18 protein-coding genes are annotated in these 22,586 nt (G+C 50.4%); 7 read left to right on the forward strand and 11 right to left on the reverse strand.

All coding sequences use genetic code 11. The features are described from left to right. Nucleotides 1-31: 31 nt before the first annotated feature. The 9 genes from AAHB90_RS12815 to AAHB90_RS12855 form a co-directional block, all read right to left on the reverse strand. Entirely contained in the window at nucleotides 32-1,900 is a 1,869-nt protein-coding gene (locus tag AAHB90_RS12815) for a RagB/SusD family nutrient uptake outer membrane protein (protein ID WP_342085544.1), read from the reverse strand. A gap of 11 nt (nucleotides 1,901-1,911) precedes the next feature. Further along, complete coding sequence (locus tag AAHB90_RS12820; protein ID WP_342085546.1) at nucleotides 1,912-5,070, reverse strand: SusC/RagA family TonB-linked outer membrane protein; 3,159 nt, start codon at nucleotides 5,068-5,070, stop codon at nucleotides 1,912-1,914. A gap of 678 nt (nucleotides 5,071-5,748) precedes the next feature. Further along, nucleotides 5,749-6,480 carry a GntR family transcriptional regulator gene (locus tag AAHB90_RS12825; protein ID WP_342085547.1) on the reverse strand — a complete coding sequence of 244 codons (732 nt, stop codon included), beginning with the start codon at nucleotides 6,478-6,480 and terminating at the stop codon, nucleotides 5,749-5,751. A 100-nt stretch (nucleotides 6,481-6,580) separates the two neighbouring features. Further along, on the reverse strand, nucleotides 6,581-9,211 hold the full coding sequence (locus tag AAHB90_RS12830) for a hypothetical protein (protein WP_342085548.1): 2,631 nt from the start codon (nucleotides 9,209-9,211) through the stop codon (nucleotides 6,581-6,583). Nucleotides 9,212-9,272: 61 nt separating this feature from the next. Then, complete coding sequence (locus AAHB90_RS12835; RefSeq protein WP_342085549.1) at nucleotides 9,273-11,024, reverse strand: class I mannose-6-phosphate isomerase; 1,752 nt, start codon at nucleotides 11,022-11,024, stop codon at nucleotides 9,273-9,275. A 2-nt stretch (nucleotides 11,025-11,026) separates the two neighbouring features. Continuing rightward, the gene (locus AAHB90_RS12840) at nucleotides 11,027-11,965 is read right to left on the reverse strand and encodes an ROK family protein (RefSeq protein WP_342085550.1); all 939 of its coding nucleotides are present in this window, start codon (nucleotides 11,963-11,965) and stop codon (nucleotides 11,027-11,029) included. A 12-nt stretch (nucleotides 11,966-11,977) separates the two neighbouring features. Next, on the reverse strand, nucleotides 11,978-13,219 hold the full coding sequence (locus AAHB90_RS12845; protein ID WP_342085552.1) for a DUF4185 domain-containing protein: 1,242 nt from the start codon (nucleotides 13,217-13,219) through the stop codon (nucleotides 11,978-11,980). A gap of 109 nt (nucleotides 13,220-13,328) precedes the next feature. Continuing rightward, the gene (locus AAHB90_RS12850) at nucleotides 13,329-14,732 is read right to left on the reverse strand and encodes a sugar porter family MFS transporter (protein ID WP_342085553.1); all 1,404 of its coding nucleotides are present in this window, start codon (nucleotides 14,730-14,732) and stop codon (nucleotides 13,329-13,331) included. A gap of 257 nt (nucleotides 14,733-14,989) precedes the next feature. After that, entirely contained in the window at nucleotides 14,990-15,400 is a 411-nt protein-coding gene (locus AAHB90_RS12855) for a hypothetical protein (RefSeq protein ID WP_342085555.1), read from the reverse strand. 225 nt (nucleotides 15,401-15,625) lie between these two features. Here AAHB90_RS12855 and AAHB90_RS12860 point away from each other — a divergent pair, with 225 nt between their 5' ends. The 4 genes from AAHB90_RS12860 (at nucleotide 15,626) to AAHB90_RS12875 (ending at nucleotide 18,144) form a co-directional block, all read left to right on the forward strand. After that, complete coding sequence (locus AAHB90_RS12860) at nucleotides 15,626-16,090, forward strand: hypothetical protein (protein ID WP_342085556.1); 465 nt, start codon at nucleotides 15,626-15,628, stop codon at nucleotides 16,088-16,090. Nucleotides 16,091-16,101: 11 nt separating this feature from the next. Continuing rightward, nucleotides 16,102-16,461: a DUF3817 domain-containing protein gene (locus AAHB90_RS12865; RefSeq protein WP_342085557.1), complete on the forward strand. Its 360-nt coding sequence runs from the start codon at nucleotides 16,102-16,104 to the stop codon at nucleotides 16,459-16,461. Then, nucleotides 16,448-17,440, forward strand: coding sequence for a hypothetical protein (locus AAHB90_RS12870; protein ID WP_342085558.1), 993 nt, complete (start codon nucleotides 16,448-16,450; stop codon nucleotides 17,438-17,440). The genes AAHB90_RS12865 and AAHB90_RS12870 overlap by 14 nt, the downstream gene beginning before the upstream one ends. A gap of 113 nt (nucleotides 17,441-17,553) precedes the next feature. Further along, a complete protein-coding gene (locus AAHB90_RS12875) occupies nucleotides 17,554-18,144 on the forward strand; it encodes a TetR/AcrR family transcriptional regulator (protein ID WP_342085560.1) in 591 nt (196 codons plus the stop codon). 3 nt (nucleotides 18,145-18,147) lie between these two features. Here the strand turns inward: AAHB90_RS12875 and AAHB90_RS12880 are convergent, their stop codons facing one another. Both AAHB90_RS12880 and AAHB90_RS12885 read right to left on the reverse strand, forming a co-directional pair. Beyond that, nucleotides 18,148-18,687, reverse strand: coding sequence for a hypothetical protein (locus AAHB90_RS12880; protein WP_342085561.1), 540 nt, complete (start codon nucleotides 18,685-18,687; stop codon nucleotides 18,148-18,150). 69 nt (nucleotides 18,688-18,756) lie between these two features. Then, nucleotides 18,757-19,242 carry a DUF1569 domain-containing protein gene (locus AAHB90_RS12885; protein ID WP_342085562.1) on the reverse strand — a complete coding sequence of 162 codons (486 nt, stop codon included), beginning with the start codon at nucleotides 19,240-19,242 and terminating at the stop codon, nucleotides 18,757-18,759. A 133-nt stretch (nucleotides 19,243-19,375) separates the two neighbouring features. Between AAHB90_RS12885 and AAHB90_RS12890 the strand changes: the two genes are divergently transcribed. The 3 genes from AAHB90_RS12890 to AAHB90_RS12900 all read left to right on the forward strand — a co-directional run bounded on the left by AAHB90_RS12890 (nucleotide 19,376) and on the right by AAHB90_RS12900 (nucleotide 22,536). Next, the gene (locus AAHB90_RS12890) at nucleotides 19,376-20,371 is read left to right on the forward strand and encodes a GlxA family transcriptional regulator (RefSeq protein ID WP_342085563.1); all 996 of its coding nucleotides are present in this window, start codon (nucleotides 19,376-19,378) and stop codon (nucleotides 20,369-20,371) included. Between the two features lie 80 nt (nucleotides 20,372-20,451). After that, a complete protein-coding gene (locus AAHB90_RS12895; protein WP_342085564.1) occupies nucleotides 20,452-20,838 on the forward strand; it encodes a BlaI/MecI/CopY family transcriptional regulator in 387 nt (128 codons plus the stop codon). 12 nt (nucleotides 20,839-20,850) lie between these two features. Continuing rightward, nucleotides 20,851-22,536: a M56 family metallopeptidase gene (locus tag AAHB90_RS12900; protein WP_342085566.1), complete on the forward strand. Its 1,686-nt coding sequence runs from the start codon at nucleotides 20,851-20,853 to the stop codon at nucleotides 22,534-22,536. The last annotated feature ends 50 nt before the right edge of the window (nucleotides 22,537-22,586 follow it).

The raw sequence follows: 22,586 nt of genomic DNA on the forward strand, positions 1-22,586 counted from the left end.
TAATTATTAACCTATTCTGAAAAATTGTATCTCAATAGCCGGGGTTCTGCTTCAAAACACCGTTGCTCTTTCTGATCTCAGTATTCGGGATCGGGAAGAGGTAATAGTGATCTCCCTTCCACGGTTTTCTCACTTCCGCCTCAGGAATTACGCCATAGGTATAGGTTAGTTTACCCAAAGCATCGCCCGGCTTGGCACCAGTCCAGTCCATGGTCACTTTCGTCAGTCCCCTGATCGCAATATCCACATTTCCCGGTGCTGCTTTCCACCGCATCAGGTCGAAGAAGCGGGAATCTTCCAAATGCAGCTCGATTGCGCGTTCGTTCCGGTAATCCCTGACAAGCGCCGCGCCGGTGCTTTTAATATCAGGCATATTCACCGATGGCCGCTTTCTCACCTTGTTGATATACTCCCTGGCCAATGCTTCGTTGCCCAATGCCATCTGGATTTCGGCATAATTCAGGTAAAACTCGGTCAATCTCATGAATACGACCACCTGGTTATAGTCGTTGTCAAAGCTTGCGCGCGGGCCGGCGAAGTCATCGGTCTTCTTGAAAGTGTAGCCCGTTTGTACCCGCCAGTGGAAAGGCGTAAGCCCTTTTACCCAGTAGGTCTTCGAATCGCGGCCGAAATCGAACAAGTTCTGGCCATTCTTAGGGTCAACCTTGTTAGGATTGATATAAGGCGGAGCATTGTCCGGATTAGGGTTCGCATCCTCCCAGTATTCATAGAGGCGCTCGGTACTTTTTGAACCATCGATGATGTTCAATGGGCCCGCTCCGGGATAAATCACCGAATCATAGAATCTTGGGTCCCTGTTTTTCTCCGGCTTCTGGGGATCGTAGCCCGATGCCGCATTCACAGTCACCCCATCTGCCAGATAAGGATATTCACCGTTGGTCAGCTGGAACATATTGACGAAGTTTTGCGTCGGTACAATACGCTGCTGGGCATCGAAGCCGCTGGGCCAGTAGTCGTAATTATAGCCCCATCCGGGAATCCTGGTGGCTGGTGTGAACGACTTGCCGAAAATAGTCTCGTCGGTTTTCAATGGCTTTTTAAACAGATCGCCGTATTTGGGGTGCAACGTAAATCCGAGGTCGAGCACCGCCTTGGTCGCCGCTTCGGCCGCTTTCCATTTAGCCATGTCGTTAGACGGATTGTTGAGCGGGCTCGCAAGGTAGAGCAACACTCTGGCCTTGAATGCCATTGCAGCAGCTTTGCTGATCTTACCTGTATTGACGGGCACGCCGTCCAGGAAACCAATCGACTTGTCTGCCTCGCCAAGCACAAACTGTGCACATTCGTCGAAAGTATTCCGGGGCACGTCGAAACTCTCGGAATTCAGCTGAAAACTGTTGGTAATAATGGGAACACCACCAAATGTGCGCATCAGCTCGAAATACATCCACGCCCGCAAAAAGTGCACTTCACCTTTCATGGGGTTCAGTTTCTCGACCGGGATGCTCGATTTCTCGACGTTCTCGAAAAATACATTGGCTTTTCTGATAAAGCCGTACTCATAATCCCAAAGCGGCGTGGCTGCCGGCAGGCCGTTGACGATCGAAACCAGATCCGAAACGTTGTCGGCGGTTAGGTTCCCTTCGAGATAGTTGCGGATACCCGCCGACCGCTCATGGGTCTCAGGCTGGTTCACTGCGATGTCGGTCAATGCATCGTAACCGCCGGTTCCTGGCGCCCAGGGGGGCTTGATGCCATTGTAGACATTATAGACATAGTTTTGAAGAAAAACCGCGTCATTAAACACCGCATCATCCGAGATCGCATCCAGCGGCTTCTTGTCGAGCACGTTACATGAAGTGGCCGTGGCAATGATGCCGACTACCGACATCGTGAACGCCCGCTTCAACACGTGATTTTTTATAACTGTATATTTCATAGGTTCTCTGATTAGAAGGTAAGATTGAGTCCGAAGCTCAGCGTCTTCATGTTAGGATACGCACCGCCGTTTCCGCTCAGGAATTCAGGGTCACCATTACCGTATTTTTTAAGGGTATTGAATATCATGAATGCATTGTCGCCCGACACGTAGATACGCAAAGCACTGATTCTCGCTTTCGAAACCAGGCTTTTGGGAAGCGTATACCCCAATTGCATGTTTTTCATGCGCATCCAGGTTGCAGTGTGGTAATAGAAATCGGCATCCGAAGCAGCTACACCTGTTGGGGCGATCATCGGGAGCTCCGAATTTACATTCTCCTTGGAGTAGGCGTTCAGCGCTACATATTCCAGACCGTTACCACCTGCTCCGGAGTTGAATCCTGTGCTCAACCGGAACTTCGCGCCGCTTTGTCCTTGCAGTAACATCGTCAGATCGAAATCCTTATAGTTCAATCCTACGCTCAAACCGTACTGGGTGCTGGGGAAAATCGTCGTGACACCACTTGCATCGGTATTGTTGGTGGTATTGAACATATAGCGGTCGTTGCTGTCGATCTTACCATCGTTGTTCAAATCCGCGAAGATCAATCCTCCCAGCATCGCTCCCGGATATTTCACACTATTGTCGAGATCCTGCTGGGTACGGTAAATGCCGATTGCCTTGTACACCAGTCTCGATCCGAACGGTTGCCCTTCCAGCTTCTGGTATTGCTCGGCCTGAGGCGTTTCGTCGAAATAGACAATCTCATTTTTGTTATAAGAAACGTTTCCGTTAACCCGTAGTGTCAGATTTGAAAAATTGTGACGATAACCTGCCTGAAATTCGATACCCTGGCTATTCATCTTACCGATGTTTTCATCCGGAAGGATCAATCCGGTATAGCTTGGAATTGACGCCTGTCTCCTGCCGAGGATATTCGAAGTTTTGTTTTTGAAAAGGTCCAGTTCGAAAGTCAACCGATTATCCAAAAACGCCGCCTCCAAGCCCAGATCGGTCTTTTCGCTCACCTCCCAGGTAATATTGGGGTTGGGCGTCGACTTCACTGCGATACCTCGTGCATCTACCCCGTTCACTACCCAGCCGGCGTCGTATCCGTAGGCGGCGATGTATTGGAACGGGTTGACCCTGTCATTACCCAGGCGTCCCCACGAAGCCCTCAACTTCAAATTGCTGATCACATTTTTCGGAATGAACGCTTCGTTGCTGATGACCCAGCCAGCCGAAACTTGCGGGAAAAATCCAAAACGGGTTTCTTTCGGGAAGATCGGCGAGCCGTCGTATCTGGCACTGAAACCGAAGAGGTATTTTTCCTTGAAATCATAGCTGACACGTCCGAAGAAATTCTGGCGGCCCGATTCCGTAGCGGTTCCATCGTTATTCCAGTTCAAGCGGTTGGTATTTCCCGCAAAAAGTTGATCGATCAGCGGCGAATCGTAACCCAGCCTTTGGGCCCAGAAGTTGTTGTCATTATAGGACATCTGCTCATAAGCTACGAAAGCGTTCACTTTATGATTTGTGGCAAACGTCTTACTGTAAGACAGTTTCACGTTCCCTGTGGTCCGAAAACTTTGCTTAAAATCTTCTCTCAAACCAATATCCTCCACAGATCTTGACTGTTTCTTGACAATCGTTCCGTCCGGGGCCCGCTCATAATATGGCCATACATAGTTAAACTGCTTGTTGTAATCCACCGTCTTGACAATCGACAGGAAGCCGTCCAGTGCTAATCCGCTCACAGAAGGAATGTTGTATTTCGCACGCAGGGTTCCGCTGGCAACGTCAGCCCGGTATCTGCGGTAACCCGGACTAAGAAGGCGGGCAGCAGGATTAAGGTGCGACCATCCTTCTCCCGGATAGCGATAGTCGCCACCGATATAAGCTTCCTGCAGGGGGCTGGTGCTCGCCAGCGAACCTACCTCGCCGCCGGCACCACCCTGGGGAGTTTGCGTATATTTCTCACGGATCGAAAGGTCGAGACCTACCTCAAAATCCTTCGTCACAGTTACATCGATGTTGCTTCTCACGTTGTATTGTCTCAGCTTCGATTTATTGTCGCCGCGAAGGATCCCGCCTTGTGAGGCAGTACCGAGAGACACAAAATATCTTACCCGCTCGGTCCCGCCGCGCATCGTGAGCGAGTAGCGTGTTTGGTGCACCGGTGGGCCAATCAGCGCATTCCACCAGTTTTCCGGTCTTCTTTTTCCCGTTCTGAAAGCATCTACCAATGCATCCGGAAAGTCCGGCGGCGTACCTTCGAGCGCCCTTCTGTCGTTGAGCACTTTCATGTACTGGAACGCATCGGCTGACTTCACTTTCATAGTCGGAGACTGCCACGACTGCGTGGTGGAGAAATCAAAGGCGGGTTTGCCGGTTGTACCCCTTTTGGTCGTAACCAAAATAACCCCACCCGCGGATTGCGCGCCGTAAATAGCTGCGGAAGCGTCTTTCAAAACCGAAATAGACTCTATATCATTGGGATCCAATCGGTTCAAGCCATCCGGGTCGGCATTGGCCACCCCATCGATTACGATCAGGGCTGATGTATTGCGGTAAGTATTTGCGCCCCGTACGAGGATTTGCGCATCGTCAAACCCCGGCGCGGCGCTTCTTTGCGTCACGTATACCCCTGCCATGCGCCCCGCGAGCGAGTTGGACAGGGATGCCGCGCTGGATTTCTTGATCTCGGCACCGGTCGTCTGCACAACGGCATTGGTCAGTTCCGACCGTTTCTGCGTGCCGTAACCTACCACTACCACATCACTCAGCTCCTGGGCGGACACGTCCATTTTTACACTGATGCCGGATTGGGAGCCGACCTTCACTTCCTTGCTCACATAGCCTATATAGGAAAACACGAGAACACTGTTTCCGTCCTTCACCTTAATGGTATAATTCCCGTCCTGGTCTGAAACCACACCGTTGTTGGTACCTTTCTCCAAGACATTGACGCCGGGTATGCCTGCATTGTTTTCATCGGTGACCTTTCCTGAAACGGCTTGCTCGGCTTTGGTACGGGTTCCGGATTCATGGAGGGCAACCGCGCTCATTCCGCGGCTTAACGGGCTGCTGCTGGCCCTCGGCGTCGGCGCCAGGAGACTCACCAGGGCAATCCCCCAGAAAGCGCCCAACGACTTGTGCGCATTGTCTGTAAGTAGTTTAGGTTTCATAAAAAATTATTGGTTAGTAAAATCGGCAATGGCGCTATCGTTCAGCCCAACTAAGAACTTAAATCCTTTACAACTAATATTTTACAAAAAGCAAATACGAAAGCCGGAAACCAACATATTCAAAAGTGCAAATGCCGTCCGCTACCGGATACGCGTTACCCGCGCACAGGCAACCGGTTATACATATACGTTACAACCGGAACACTGTTATAAAACAGCGACGTGTTCAAAAATGCCGTTTAAAAAGCCACTGTTTGTTATCATTGCCTTTTAACCCGGCAAGTCAATTTTTCCCTGGTTTGATTTTAAACAAGCCGGAAACCCCGCTCAGCATGTCCTGAGCTTGACGGCCTTATCAGACCCGGGTAATCGCGTATTTAAAATCAATTCTAAAAAATCATTTATATGTACAAACATATAGACATAAAACCGAACAAACAAGTATTTATAAAAAATAATAATTTAATGAAAGGATATGAATATTGTAAGTAACCGCATTTTACCTCCTCTACGGGATGCTTTATATAGAAACAGCAGTTATGGCTTCCGAGGCTATTTATTAAATTATAATACAAATATATCGCGTATTAATACAATATTTTGATTTTGTATTAACATATTCCAATACTATGTTTGCACAAACACCTGGGAGTGCAATACAAGCTGTAACACCGGCGATTATTCTCTCACGCTTTCCACGGTATACACGAAGCTATCGGCCCGGTAATAGCCTAAATTATACTCGATAGGCCGTTCTCCCTGATCGAACACAAAACGCTTCCGGAAAAGAATGGGGCTACCCGGCTCGACTTCAAGCTTGGCGGCTATGAATTTATCGGCAGCAATTGCTCCTACCTCCTCCTTGGATAGGGTCGCGATCACAAGATGGTCCTTTTCGAGGATATCATAAAGCGGACGCTTGAAATCTTCCTCGCCCGTAAGCCCTACCCGCGGATGAAAATAGGAAATGAAATAGACAAAGGGGCCCTCCGTCTTTCCTCTGAGCCGTTCCAGTTTGAGGACTTTTTTGTCACGCGTAATGTCGAAAAAATTGGCCACTTTCTCCTCGGGCGTAACCCAGGTTACATGCAGTTCGAAGTTTTTGACGACAATCCCCCGCGCATTCATCTCCTGCGTAAAACTTAGCCAGTTCTTTGATTTTGAACTTATTATCGACTCAGCAACCTTCGTTCCGATTCCTTTTTTCCGGATGAGCAGTCCCTCATAGACCAACTTGTTCAGCGCCTGCCGCAAAGTCGACCGGGATATCGCGAGCTGCCTGGCCAGTTCTACTTCATTGGGCAGGAATTTCCCGTTCAGGTGCTCGGGATCATTAATTATGGTGCGGAGCAGGTTTTCGGCCTGGATATGTAACGGAACCGGGCTTTTATGGTCAATGCTAAATTTCATAATCGATGTTAAAGTAAGCAATTACAAAAATAGCTAAATAGCGTACTTGCGAAATACCATGTCTGGTCATTGGACCTGAACAGGCTTCCGGCCCTGCAGGCTATTCCAGAACGAAGCTTGCAGGCGCATATGCACCCAAAGAGAAACTGAACTTGTCGCGCGAAACGGCAATTTTAGGTCCGGTGGCCTTGCCGCGAAGGTTTACCGGCGTCGCCGATGTGAATCCTGATTTTGCCGGAAGTGACACTGTAATGGCACCCGATTGCCCCGCTTGCTCCCACAATCTGAAAATTACACCTTGCCCATCCGGGTTTTCTCCGAATGCCGTCACCAGCGCACCCCGCCGGGAAGTCGACAGCCCGGACTTTTGCAATGGAAGTGTTCCGCCCTGCCCTTCGGCAAATCCGGTCAACAAGGGTAGCCGCGCATCCCAGCCCCCGTCGGCGAGATTCTGCATGGTATTCGAATGCTTGCCGAGGCCCCATATACGTACTTTTTCGCTCCATGAACCCGACTGCCATAACGGGAAATTGGTATTCCACATGTTGTTATAAATATTCACAAACACCGCAGGTTTGCTCGGGACATGGTCCATCGAAAATTTCCACAGACCAGGCTCTCCCAGGCTCATCAGCGGAGAATCCACAGGCGTTAACGCCACACCCGACTGATCGGCCTGCGTTAAGGCCACCCCCAAATTGACGGCCATCAGATATCTGCCCGTGCCGGTGATAATGTCTTTCGCAGGGTCAACAGGCCCACCCAAACGGCCGACGGTAAATGAGGGGTGCTTCACGGCAAAAGGAAAACAAAGCCAGCCCCCTTCCGGGTGTTTTTCGGGAGTTTTAGCGTCCACAAACCATTCCACGTCGACATAGGCCGCCTGCCGGGGAAATGTAAAAACCATCGTATATTTTTTTGCGAGCCCTTCGGTATTGTCCGAAATGAGCGTGGCGATATCGGCAACGGGCGAATGCGACACTTCAATATGCCAGTTTCCCGGGGTGATGGCCTTGTAAGGCACCTTGTCGGCCTTCGGCATTCCGGGTTTGCCCAGATCGTTGAGTCCCCATCCCTCTTTGATCCGGCTGTATTTATTGAACCATGCGTCGACTTCGTTACTGCTGAAACGCTCATGTAGGAACTGCCCCAGCACATATTCCGACGACTGATCAGCCAACTCACGGCCTGTCGATTTCTCGATAAGCGACGAAATACCTCCTTTATTTAGGTCAAAAACGATCTTGAAATGAGGTGTATCAAACGAACTTTGGGTATCGGTGGTCGGAGTATAATCCTTTACCTGACTTTCCGCAAAAGCTACAAATCCGGATGCCGGAACGTCTTTCGCATAGAAATACCTACCCTTCTCCCACGGGATTTCCACCAGTCCCGAACGCGGCCACGGCAGGGCATTATACACCACGAGGCGTTTACCTCCTATACCAACCGACCGGGCAAGCAGGTTGAGGTGGCTTGTCAACTCCTCTTGCACGATATCACCGGCATTGTGGATGTACCGACGTTTTTCGTCATACGAATTCAGCCATTTTCTTTTGCTTCCTTTCGCCGTATTGCCGGCGTAGCTATTCGGTAATTTTGAATAGTCGCCGTTGGCCGGAACGGGCTCAGCGTCCGCCTCTCTCATCCATTTCTTCCAATCATCGCCGTAGCTGTACCGCGGGCCATATTCCGCATTCATCCCCCAGGTATGCTCTGCGTACAAAAGGCTCTGCTCATAGGCTTTCGCCAATTTTCCCGAGATGGGTTCCACAGGGATATTCCATAGTTTCATCCCGGTATGCAACCCGTCCAATGCCGACTCCAGCGGCCGGATACTCCTGCCGATTTTAGCCTCTTCCGGATTCGACAGCAGTCCCTGTATCCAGGTATCGGGCGTATCACCCTTAACGACGGGCAGTTTCGGATCCTCGGCCAGCACCGCCCGGGCGAAATCGTCCAATGTCCCCAAATGTATACGTACGCCCGGCAGGTCCCTGGTTGTTCTCGCCAAAATTTCGTCCAACTGCTTTTGGGTCGGCGGGCCCTCGTTGTCGTTGGTCATAATCATTCCCAGGTAATTACGGCATGGCCAGTCTGCCGGCGGCTTTATCTCCGATCCGTACAGCGCAGTGTATTGGCATAGTATTCTGGAACCGTCGGCCCCCTCCCACCAAAACAACGGCGGAACGCGGGGATACTGGCTGGCGGGGTTACAACCCAGTTGAAGGAACTTCACCCCGGCGTGATGAAGCAGCACCGGAAGCACCCATGAATGGCTCGGGACGTCGGTCATTTTAGCGCTGATCGGCAGCGGTAGCCCATAGGCGCGGGCAACTTTCGAAGAGAACCCCAGCCCTCTTACAAGATCTTCATAGTCCAGCGACTCGGTATGGGTACTGAATGGGAATGCATGGGCAACAATGGCGCCTTCCCGGACTGCCTTTTCCACGCGCAACCTGCGTTCGGGCGTTTGCAGTGGTCCGAGGATCTGCGCACTGAGCGGCCACCCGGGAACGGTCCAGGAAAAACGCCTTTCCTTTGGGAGTCTGGCATTCTCGTCTATTATTTTCAATGCATTATCCATCATCTCCTCCCGGTATCTGGTAAATACATTGGCTGGCAGATCGGTAAATCCGAGATCGAAGTGCGTCTTAAAAACAAGCCACACATCGGTAACTTTAGAGGGTTCCGGCTGCGCTTGTCCGTGCACCGCGAGGGTTAGGGCCATTAACACTGATAAAGACAATCTCAAAATGCTCATGCGTTCCCGATAATGAGTAACTGATTTTCTATTTCCTGATATATGCTTTCAGGGTGGCACATTTTTTCCCGGCAGATTTCCCGAATGGCGAGATCGTGTAGGATGGCACATTGGCTGGCACGATGAATGTTTCCGCATAGTGGATCACATAGGGATCAAAAAGTCCGTCGGGACTCTCCACAATGGCTTCACCACCCTCCACAAGGTTGACCACGTTCAGGTTACCATGCGTGTAATGCGTCACCCGGGCGTCGAACCAGTGCCTTCTGGTTTCAATAAACTGCGTACTGTACAAGCCGGTCGACTCCTCTCTTGAATGCCCGTTGACCGAGATTTCGGTAATATTGTTAAACAGATTTTCTTTTACCCAATCCTCGTCACGATTCCAGTCGATCACCTTTTTGCCGTGCTCGATATTAATTGGCCTCGGCTTCCCGTCCAATCCCAGCCTGCCCCAATCCCACAATTTGAATGTAAAAATGTAGGGTGTGGCCGAAATTTCGAGTACCACCGCATTCTTTCCCGAACAATGGACCGTTCCGGCCGGTATCAGGATATGGTCATGCTTTTTGACCGGTAGCTTGTTGACGTATTTTTCTGCCTCGAAATCTGCCGAGCCGTTCTGCGCCTTTTCCAGGTCCGTGATCATCTGGGCCGCATTCACGCCCTTGCACGTACCAAGGTATACGCAGGCATCCTCTCCTGCTTCCAGGAAGTAGTAGCTCTCGTCCTGGGTGTAATCCATGCCAAACTGCTCCCGGATATAAGCCCTGGTCGGATGCACCTGCAAACTCAGGTTCCCACCCTCCATTGTATCCAGAAAATCAAACCGGATGGGGAACTCCGCACCGAACTGCCGATAAACCGAGTCGCCGAGCAGTTGCTTCGGCCGTGTTAGCACGAGGTTGATCGAGGGAAGTTCGAAAATATGTTCTCCCAACTTGAAAAGCAGGCTATTCTCTTCCGGAACGCAGTCAAAACCCCAGGCATAGTTCACCTCGTCGCGGTCGAGGTCCGCTACTTCTTTAAGCCATTGTCCGCCCCACGGGCCGGGATCAAAAAAGGGTACTACCCGAAAAGGCTGGCTTACGGCCTTGTCAAGGCCTTTTTTGTACACCTCCGAACCTACCATTTTGGGGCTGGCCGCAATGTGGGTATCCAGGAAATAGTCCACCATACGGAAAAGTCTTTCCTTGTGCCTGTCCAGCACGCGCCAGTCGACAAAATAGCCTTGTTTGTATTTCAGCGCGAAAGCTTCATCGAGGTTATTCATACCAAAATTACCCACCTCTTTCCGCTTCATACGTTTCTGGATTTCCCAACGCGCCAGGTCTGCGTAAATCAGAATGTCGGCATCGGCAAAAAGAGCAGCGCCTTCTCCGCAAACAACCACCGTCCCTGACCCGATAGCCCGGAGCTCGGCCTGTGCCTGGCTTACCCATTCCATTTCAAAGAAATCCTTTATTTCCAGCGTGTTCATTTTCCCGAAAACAGGATCGTCCGTCACGAACGGGTACACCATTTCCCTGATTTCTCCGGCATTTTTCAGGAAGTCGCCGGTATCTAAAAAGGTTACGGTTTCAAGGTTCGCCCTGATCGCATCACGTATTTCCGCCGTATCGACTCCATGATACACTTCCACGCAAATCACCGTTTTATGTTTGTTTTTCGACGCGACAAGACGCTTCACCTCCGCGAAGATATTTTCCCAGCCTGCCACGCAGAGCTCTGACGATTTGCTGACCTCAACAAATGGAAACTTGTCGTAATTGGAACGCATTATCAGCTTTCAGTTTGTTTTAACAATTCATATACCCCCAATATTCCCGCATGCTCAGGGCGGGCCGCGGCGACGAGTTTCACGTCCGCCGGGGTGATCCAGGAATGCCTGCCGATCATTTGCCTGATATACGGTAAAATAATATGGCTGCTTTTCATGATGCCGCCGCCCACAATGACCTTGCCGGGGTCATAAGCATGAATCAAATTGATCACACATAGCGACCATACTTTCAGGCAGCGGTCTCTCAGCTTTACTGCAAGCGGATCTCCTGCTTCCGCCAGTTCAAAAAGGGCCTTAAAATCAATCAGATCCAGTCCGGCCAGTTTACTTGACGAAAAATCGGGTGATAATTCGGCCATCCGTTTCAGTGCCCACGTCGAGCCTTCGCTTTCTACACAGCCGATGTTCCCGCAATTGCAGACTTCCCCATCAACGTTGATCGTCATGTGCCCTCCCAGGTTACCGCCCAGGAAGTTCTTCCCGCGCAGCAGCGCACCGTTCACGAGCGCACCTGTGCCTACACCCGTGCCGAGCGTTACCAGCACGAGGTCGGTACTACCGACACCCGCGCCATGCTTCCACTCCCCGACCAGGGCCGCCCGAGCATCATTCTCCACGACGGCCGGCACCCCGAAATGTTCGTTTGCCCACGCCCGCAGGTCGGTGTTTTCGGCACCAGGATATTTCACATACCGGGACAGGATCTTGCCCTCATAAAAATTGACGATGCCCGGAAACGCAAAGCCCATGCCTGTAATCCGGTAATCGCCACGGGCCAGCAAGCGACGAATCTCCGTTGCCACCTCATTCAGCCTGTGTTCAAAATGCTGCTCGGCGGACGCCTCCAAATTGAGATCTTCCAGGATTTTGCTCTCACCGACAAGTCCGATCTTAATCCTGGTGCCGCCAAAATCTATACCTACGAAGACTTCTTTCATTGCAAAATGTTTTTAATGCTTGTCAGCTCCCGTCCGTTGCGCCGATATCTCCGGGGAACTGCCTGAATGCGATTCGAATTTCACACGGACAAACCGCGGACGGTACATATTAGGTTGCTTTTCCAGTACTTCAAAAAACTTGAAAGTATTTACATTATAGGAAATCAGCAATTCTCCCGGTCCCGACAACGCCGGATGCGCTTTGGCATTGTAAGTAAACAAATCTGGGTCCTTGATGTCAGCCGACGTTTTGTAAAGAACGATCCGCGGGCCGAAAGGTCCCACGGGCGTAGGGCCGACCTGCATACAGATATCCGGAAACAATCCTCCCAACTGGTAAACCAATGCGTATTTTCCGGCAGAGAGCAAACTTACGCTCAACTCATTGGATACCGAATCTGCCAGGGCCGCCACCGATTTCACTTCTTTTGACCATCCTGTCCCGTTCCAGAACTCCCATTGGTCAAACGACGTCACGCTGGCCGGCTTTACCCGGGCCGACACCAATTTTTTGCTGGCACCTTTCGTCCCGTACACATATACAAACCCGTCGGCGCCTGTCTTCACCACCGAACTGCTGTTGTTGAACACGGCGGAGCCGAATGAGATCGTTTCTTCTCCGTTTTTATAGTGATTGAAGGGCAGGTCAAACTGCTGCTGGCCTGGATAAGGAAAATGGCTTCCCGCCGGAATGCGTATCAGCGAATTGCCCGTTTCTTTGAACGGAAGCGCTGAGTTACCATGCGTATTGGTAATCTTATAGCTGAAAATGAACAGGTCTTTGCCCGCATCCGGATTCACAAAACCGTCGCCGAGCCAGAAGTAGGTATCCTTGTCCGGCTTATCTGTCTTAGGAGTAAATATAGCCCGGAAAGCGCCCGGCTTTCCCGCAACCCCGAATGTGAGGCTGGTTGAATCGGGTCTTTTGCCTTTCAGTACCGCCACCGAGTTATTGACCATCGAGAGGCCCGGTTTCAGCTTGTTTCCCTCAATTTCGCCAATCACCGTGTCGCTGAACAAAAAAAGTACGCTATCCTGCTCCTCGGAATCGTTGCCCGAAAACGGGATCGTAAAAATCCCGTCGCCACCAAACCAGCCCGATTTTCTCACGAACAAATCCGACCATTCCGGGGCCGGCGCTGCTGTAAATTCATGCTCATTCACATCCGTTCCAGTCGCCGCTTCCTTGTGGTCGGACGATGGTGTGCCGCATGACAAACTGGCGAGTAAAACCAACAGAGCGTAGTATTTCATTCGGGTTTACGATTATTTTATAAATATATTCAATATGTATATATGTATAAACATTATAACAGATATTCTTTGAAAAAAACCGGGCGGGTTACGTATCCCCTTTAAACCGCTAGCTTTCGATATTTTGATGCGTTTTGCCCGTTAAAAGCTGCTCTATTTCCTCCAACCTCTTTCCTTTGGTTTCAAACAAATTCTTCCTCGCGTACAGGTAAGAGCAGATGCAGAAGAACGAGAATACAAAGAATGTGTTGGCAATCCCCAGGTCGTCGCGCATGATCGGGAAAAGCAGGTTAACGATCCAGTCGGACACCCACATCGTCATAATGCAAATCGACAGGGCCCTTCCCCTTATGTGCATGGGAAAGACCTCCGTTGCGATAACGAACTTTAAAGGACCGAGCGAGAATGCAAAGAAAAGCAGGAACAATATGATGCACAGCAACATTCCCCAGCCATTGATCCCGTACATAAAGCAGAGCCCGGTCAATGCCAACGCCACGGCAGCCCAGAATGACCCGACCAGGTAAAGCGACCGGCGGCCCCAGGTATCGACCTTCCAAATCGCGACCAACGTGAACAGCATACTTGCCGTTCCCAGGATCACCTGGTACAGCAATGCGTCGCTGGTAACAATGCCCGCGGATTTCAGAATGGTGGGGCCGTAAAAGATGACCCCGTTGATCCCGCTGAACTGCGATAATGCGGTCAATACCATTGTCATAATGAGCAAACCTCTGAAAGGGAAATGCGCCAGCTCTTTCAAACCACCGGATTTCTGCCCCGCGACCTGCGTTATCGCTTCAAGCTCGGCACTTCCCTCCTCTTCGCCGCTGATCTTTTGGAGAATATCCAAAGCCTCCGGGCTCCTGCCGTTGGCCGCGAGCCAGCGCGGACTTTCTGGTACGATCGTTAGCAAAACACAAAACAGCAATGCGGGTATCACACTGACAAAGAACATCCCGCGCCAGACCTGTTCCTGAAAGAGCCAATGGAACAAACCGTCGCCGGGCTCAATGTGCGTTGCTGCATACCGCTGCAAAAGCATGTTACTCGTGTATGCGGCCAGTACGCCGATGGTGATGGCCAGCTGATAAAAAGTCACCAGCCCACCCCGCTTTTCCGCCGGTGCTATTTCGGATATGTAGAGAGGCGACACATTGGAAGCCACTCCCACCCCCACTCCGGCGAGTATTCTGAACACAATCAAAATCGCATAGGTGGCCGACAAAGAAAACCCGATAGCGCTGACCAGGAAAAGGGAAGCAGCCACGAAAAGGACCTTTTTCCTTCCGATCTTATCGGCCAGGAAGCCGGAGAATGCAACTCCTACGATGCAGCCCAGCAATGCGAATGAAACAAATAAGCCTTCCTCAGCGGCCGATAAGCCATATTGTGCCCTCACCGGCTCGATAATACCGCTTACGACAGCCATATCGAACCCAAATAAAAAGCCCCCCAGTGCAGCGATAAGCGTAATGAGGGAGATAAAATGTTTTACCTGTTTTGTTTGCAAGGCGTGAGCTGTTTTAACGACAAAGACTATTCCCACCCCAAGTCTAATGAAACCGGGCCGGATGTCCTGAACGCCAACCCATAAACGAGGCGCCTCGCGGAGCACCGGTTACAGCGATATCCTTACGTTCGGACAGATTTTATTTAATATGTCCAAATGTATATACATATAATGGAAAAGCAAAAATATTTTAACGCAATTCAGTAAATAATACGTGAAATGGCGTGATCAGCTTCCGACAAACAAAACGGTGGTTCTCAGACGTCCTGGTAAATCAGCCTATCGCCGTAAACGATCGTTCCGTTGTTGAGAATAGCATACGCCCGGAAGGATATGTTATTGGTACATACTTTGGAGTTCTTGTTCTTTACACCCGTCGTAAAAGGCGGATCAAAGATCACCTTCGTGTGGGTCCCAACTGTGGGTGTATCGGAAGCCTGTCCCGAGAAACCGAAGCCGGCTACTACGACACCAAACTCTGTAATGGGGATGTTACCGGTATCGACCAGATTGAAATTAAATGCAACCTCGCATCTTACCGCACCGGGTGACACCTGAAGTGTGACCAGCGAAGGTGGTACTCCCGGAAGCTGATGGTCCTGGCAGGAGTAACTAAAAAGGAAAAGGGATAAAAAGACAATCCCGAAAACAGATAGACGTCCGGCCATAGCAATTCATAGTTTAGGGTAAGTATTCGGTAAATATTACATATTAATCTTTAAATAAACAAATTAACGGCCCGCGATTCTTAGTATACGGCGCAATAGTCTATCGCCGCCAATCGGGGCCAGCCCGGTATCATCCTGCTTGCCGGTGCATACTCAGTTATTTTCTTAAAAAAACATACTAGTTAGTATGTTTTTGATTTACTTTGCCCCGTAACATCATCGACAATGCATCAGACACTTCTTACTTTACATTCGATCAACCGATGGCTTGTGCTGGCCAGCCTGGTTTACTCGATCATCATCAGCTGGAACGGATACCGGACAAACCGGGTATTTTCAGGCTCGGATAATGCCGTAAGGCACCTTACAGCGACGATAGCCCACATTCAGCTATTGCTTGGACTCTATCTATACATGATAAGTCCTATTGTGAAATTCAATGTCGCGGAGGCGTCGTCTACCGGCATGATCGGTGAGCATTTGTTTTTCCGCCTGGTGCACATCAGCCTGATGGTCATCGCTGTGGTTGTCATCACCATCGGATCGGCCAGCGCCAGGCGCATGGACACGGATCAATTGAAATACAGGACTATGCTTTGGTGGTTTTCCATCGCCCTGCTGATCATTTTGGTTGCCATTCCCTGGCCCTTCTCTCCGCTTGTCCAAAGGCCTTTTTTCAGATCATTTTAAACTTGGTCACCATGCTAAATTTGTTCAAAACGCCTATTGGCCGTCTAAGGATCATCGGATTTTTAGAGGGTATTTCTCTGATCCTGCTCGTATTGATCGCCGTGCCGTTCAAATACCTGGGCGGACAACCCATGCTCGTCAAATTAATCGGGCCTGTTCACGGGCTGCTTTTCACCCTGTTCGTCTTGATGACATTAAGCGCTGGTGTTACTTATCGCTGGAAATTTTCGGAAACCTCCTGGAAAGTGCTGCTGGCCTGTATCATTCCTTTTGGCACATTTTACATTGATAAAACAATCCTGAAACCGCAGGAAGCTCTCGATAATGCCAGCTCCGAAGACCGATCCGGTACCCGCGATGAAGCTCATTAAGCGGCTTTCGCGAAGTATGTTGCCCGTGGCGGCAGGACTGTTTCTAACTGCCTGCAATCCAAGCCAGAAGCCGATCGAAAATACGGCCACATTCAAAGCCAGATTATCGGAATACAGACTTTTCAAATCCATGGGGACAAGCCTGGTACCGCAAACGGGCGTTCAGGCAATCGAGATCGCATCGCCGTTGTTTACCGACTACGCCGAAAAACAGCGGCTTTTGAAATTGCCTGAGGGTACACAGATGAGCTTAAACGGCAATGGGTTACCCACGTTTCCCGACGGAGCAATCATTGCGAAAACCTTCTATTATTCGAATACCAAAGCCGGGAAACGGCAAATCATCGAAACGCGTCTGCTGATCCTGGAACGCAAAAAGTGGAGTGCAGCCACTTACCGGTGGAATGCGGAGCAAACGGAGGCCTATTTGTTGAAAGACGGGGCCGTTGTACCTGTTTATCTTGTGGACCGAGCAGGGAGTATCCGTCCTATCGAATACAAAATCCCGGCGCAGAACGATTGCAGCTCGTGTCACCGGTCGGGAGACGAGCTGATGCCGATCGGCCCGAAGGCCCGGAATCTGAACATTACCGTGCACGCCGGGGGAAAAAGCCGCAACCAGCTGACCTACCTGATGGACCGGGGGCTATTGGCGAAGTCGGCAACCGGCACCATCAGCTTCTTCCCCGATTATCAGGATACCTCGATACCTGTACCGCTTCGGGCCCGGGCGTATCTTGAAATGAACTGCGCCCACTGCCATCAGCCGGGCGGGATCGCGGCCGGTACCTCGCTGAACCTTAGCTACCCGGTTCCTTATAAAGAGACGGGAATCGGTTTTAATAAGCAGAACATCATGATCAGGATGAGCACCATGGGTGAATACCATATGCCCAAGATCGGGACCACCATTAATGACGATGAAGGGATCCGGCTGGTAAAAGAGTACATCAACTCGCTCGACAGCCCCAACCGGTAACCGGCGCTCCCACAATCTGGCTGACAACATGGAAGATGTTTTGATTCCGAAGGCCGGGATCCTATTTTCGTTCTTTCGAATTCCGAGCTCATCGACCTCACCGATATTGACCCATGAAAAAGGCGGAAGCAACGCGACTGAACATTCTGGAGAAAGCATTTGAACTGATCTACGTCAAGGGTTATCAGACGACCAGCATTGACGATATCATAGCCACTACCCAAGTGACCAAAGGCGCCTTTTACTATCATTTCAAAAACAAAGACGAAATGGGCGTGTCGATTATCAATGAGCTATTAAAACCTTCGATGACGAGCAGCTTTATCGAACCCCTGATGAGCGATAGCGACCCCTTGAACGCGATCTACGACCTCATCCATAGCCTGTTGATAGAGAATAAATTTCTCAAAGTAGAATATGGATGCCCCGCCTCCAATCTCACCCACGAAATGACCCCATGGAATGCCGATTTCCACCGCGCATTAAACGACCTGACCAACCAATGGATCAAAACAATGGCTGATTCGCTCGAAAACGGGAAGAAAAACGGGTATGTGCGCGCCAGTGTAGATCCGTTGCAGGCGACAATGTTTGTCCTGTCGGGCTACTGGGGAATACGCAATTTTGGAAAGCTCGAAAACAGCAAGAACGTATATTTCCCGTTTTTGAAGGAACTCCGGAATTACCTGGATTCTCTGCGGTAACGCTCAACGCCAGCCCACCCCTACGCCGACGCCCGCGTGCGAAGCGAGGTAATTGGCCAATAGTGGTGGGGTATAGCGTATTTTCAGGATATAAATCCATTTTCTGGTCACCACGTTGAAACGAAAACCGGCCAGGCCGGATGGGGTCAGTAATCGTTGTTTGTCCGTATGGGAATATATGCCGCTATCGTAACGGTCCACTAAAAAACCGCCTAATCCCGCTTCAAAGTAACTCTCGATCAGGTAATTCCCGGGCTGCGGGACACAGGAATTTCGTTTGTAGGGATTTAAAATAAAACAATGCGTCAATGCAGCCGAGAGCGTAGGACTGCGAAACTCCGCCCTGTTCACAGCGCCAAGTCCCGCCTGCACATTCCAGAATGATCTTTTAAGGTAGCCAAATGCCGCTTCCGCCGTAACACCTCCTTTCGGTGTGATCCCGTACAAATCGCCGCCAAATGCGCCTCGCAGCCGCGTATAATAAGGTTGCGCGACGGCGTACTGGCAACAAAAGAACAGGATAAGCAAATATCTCGGCAACACGTAGTAAGGGTTTGCCTTTTAACGGTTGACGCGTATTCTTAATTATACTTAAAGTTACATTTAACTGCTTCACCGGGGGAGCGCAGGCTCTTCAACCCGGTCGATCGCACCGAATTGCCGCAAATGGTGGTCGGAATGCTTGTAGGCAAATATCCCGATTTCATCGCGTGTCATCTTCCCAAAAAAGTCGTGGATGAAACCCGGATTAGAAAAGTTCCTGTACGCTGCAATGCAACCGATCCAGATTTTCTTTTGCAGTTCCAGGTCTCCATCCTGCTCTTTTATGATAAATTCCCGGCTGGTTGGAACATTCTTCTTGATCGGCCGGTCGTCTTTGACGAAAGTTTTCAGGGCCATTTTACCAAAAATCAGTCCGAGAAATTCCTGTTTATACTTCGGCTTGTGGACACCCAAAACCCATTCGTCCCAAATAGTGCAGTGCTTTGCCATTTGATACACATTCATTTTGCCCCATTGCGCTACATGGCTTTTTTCGAGCGACTGAATCCTTCTGATCAATTCTTCCCGGGTGGCCTCATCAAAGATCGTTTTCATAGTTTGTTTTTGTTTTGGTTGATGATGTAAAATTACCCGGGCCCGCAGCCTTGTCCCGCGTGTAAAAATAACAATCAAGGGTGCATTTTGTGCCATCTTTATATTAGCTTGCTTTAAACAAACCACTTGATCTATGCGTACGAGGCACATTTCGGTAATCGTGTATGAGGAAGTACTTCTGACAGCGCTTTCGAGTACGGTGGCGTTGCTGACCGGCGCAAAGGAAGCCGTGGTGCGAAGCGGTAAAACGGCTCCGTTCGAGATCGAGTTGGTCGGCATCGATCTTCGTGATGTGCAGTTACGACTGCCTGTTCAATTTCATTGCGGGAAAACGTTATCGGACGATTTTGACACGGATGTGATCGTTATACCGCCCATGAGCACCGAAGACGTCGACATTGATGAAATGCTGTCGAAAAACCGTCGGCTGATCCATTGGCTCGCTGAAAAATACCACCGGAAAGCGCAAATCATTAGCCTTTGCACGGGCGCATATTTTGTGGCGGAATGCGGTTTGCTGAATGGTATGCCGGCTACGTCTCACTGGGGTGCTATCGACGACATGCGCAAAAGGTACCCGCTCGTCAATTTCAGGCCGGAAAAGGTCATCACCCAGTCGGAAGCGATCATTACGGGCGGTGGAGGGTTTTCCGCGCTGAATGCGGTGTTGTATTTTATCGAAAAAACCTGCGGGAAAGAAACGGCCATTACGCTCAGCAAGTACTACGCCCTCGATTACGGACGGACTTCCCAGAGCATCTTCACGATTTTTTCCGGCCACCGAGGCCACAACGACGACGATATTCACCGCGCCCAAACCTATATTGAAGACGAGTTCAAGGCAGACATTTCAGTTGATCAGATTGCCGGACGGGTCAATATGAGCAAGCGGAACTTTATACGCCGTTTTAAAAGCGCAACTTCCCTGAACCCGATCGAATACATCCAGCGAATAAAGATCGAAGCCGCCAAGAAATCGCTGGAAGCAGGCGAATCAAACATCGCCTATGTTACTTACGACGTTGGTTACAACGATTTGAAAACGTTCCGGACGATATTCAAGCGCATTACAGGCTTGACTCCCATCGAATACAGGAACCGGTACAACACAGAAACCTTGCTGCGGTAGCCGGTTCAAATTAATTTCACCTACCATTTGCATCGTACGATTTAAATCGTACCTTTGCTATGTACTTAAATTTCATAGCGATGAATTCCGAAAAGCCCGAGCCGACGAGAGCCGAGCTCGATATCCTGACAATTCTTTGGAAACACGGTCCGTCCACCGTCCGTGCTGTCCACGACCAGCTGAATACCTTCAAGGAAGTGAACTACACGACAACCCTCAAACAAATGCAGCTGATGGCCGAAAAAGGTATGCTCTCGCGTGACGAACGCAGCATGAAGCACATTTATGAAGCCGTCGAAGAGGAACAAAAAACGAAAAGCCTCCTACTCGACCGCTTCGTGGACCATTTGTACGGCGGATCGGCCAGTAACCTGGTCATGCAGTTGTTGGATAACAAAAAAGCCTCCAAAGCCGAATTGGATGAAATCCGGGCAGTTTTGGACCAATTGGAAAAAGGAAATTCCTAAATCAAACCAGCCATGAAAAATCTTCTCACTTCCGAACCTATCTACGCCCTGATCCGGCAGATTGGGGTGGCGCTTGCCCATTCGCTGTGGATTGGCGCTGTTGCCGCACTTCTGGCGGCAGTTGTGGTGCTCTTCACCCGCCGCCGCCGGCCGGAGATCCGCTATAACCTGCTGACAATACTGTTTTTGTTGTTTATTTTTGCGACCGGTATTGCATTTGTTCAATCGGGCTCCGCAGTGACGGGTGGCGCGCCAGCCCGTGACTTCCCGGCAGCCGGCATTGCCAATGAGCCGATGGTGTCAGGACCATCACCCTCGCACAGACAGAATATTGTTATCATCGCCACGGATTTTTTAACCGAAAATAGCTACGCGATCACGTTGGTATGGCTTGCCATTGTAATTGCCAAAATCACCGGCCTCGCCCTCGACCTTTATCGCTTGCACCAGCTTAAAACGCAGCAGATTTACCGCATAGGCGGCCAATGGGAGCGGCGCCTGAGTGAATTTGCCGAAAACATGGGCATAGCGCAGCCTGTGAGGATATTTCAGTCCGGTCTGGTGAAAGTTCCAATCGTGCTGGGCCATTTCAAACCGGTGATACTCATCCCGCTCGGTGTCATCACGTCCATTCCGGCAGATCAGATCGAAATGGTGTTGCTGCATGAGCTCGCCCATATCCGCCGTCTCGACTTTTTCGTCAATTTCCTGCAACGGCTTACCGAGTTGCTGTTTTTCTTTAACCCGGGCATTCTTTGGATTTCCAGGCTTATTCGCGAAGAGCGTGAAAATTGCTGCGACGACATAGCCCTGAGGCATTCGGGGAACCAGACGGCCTATATCCGCGCCCTTCTGGCATTCCGGGAATATCAGTTGAACGAAAACGTATACCAGCTAGCGTTCTCTGGAAAAGGTGGCCTCGTGCAGCGTGCCAAACGTATTGCCTCGCGCACGAATTCGACGCTGGGGACTGCGGAAAAGACGATATTGTTCGTAGTCATGTTCGCATTCTTCACTTTTTCAATCCTTTTTGCGCAGTCCGGTGGCCGACAGTCCGGTGGCCGGCAATCCGGTGGCCGACAGTTGGGAAATACCCAGATACAACCGCAAAAGAGCCATGCAAGTCAGGCAGAGCATTCGGGAAACACGAAAGCCAACATCAGTTCTCCCAAAAACCATCCCGATGCACGCCCCAGCAAGCTTAACAGCATTCAGAACCAAAGCATTAATAATGCAAATTCAGAGAATAATCAATCAGTAGGAAACCCCGCACAGAAGACTACGCACCGGAATCTAACGTTGGCGGATACGCTCCAACCGATACAAAAACCCATGGCGCCTCTCTATCAGCCTATGGCTCCGGTTTATGCCGATTCTTCCGCCGGCGTACGATTGGCGCCAGTCCAGTGGCAGCCTTATCAGCAGAAGTATAAAATGCAGCCGCTGCAAACCTATAAGCACGAATATCAGCCCAATCCGGTTCGCATCAAGCGTCAGGCGATCAATGAGAAGATCATGGACGCATTAGAACAGCAGGGCATCGCGATTTCCGGGAGCGAGATCGATTTCAGGATTACCAATAAAGAACTGATCGTTAACGGTATCAGGCAGCCCGAAGCAGTCCTCAAACACGTGCTCGACGCGGTGCTTACGAGTCCGGATGATGTCATCGACTTTACATACGGAAGCCACCGCTAACCTTAAAAGGTACATTCATAACCAGTAACTTACTTCCGGTAAGGCAGGCT

Source organism: Dyadobacter sp. OTU695, from assembly GCF_038440355.1.
Taxonomy (GTDB): domain Bacteria; phylum Bacteroidota; class Bacteroidia; order Cytophagales; family Spirosomataceae; genus Dyadobacter.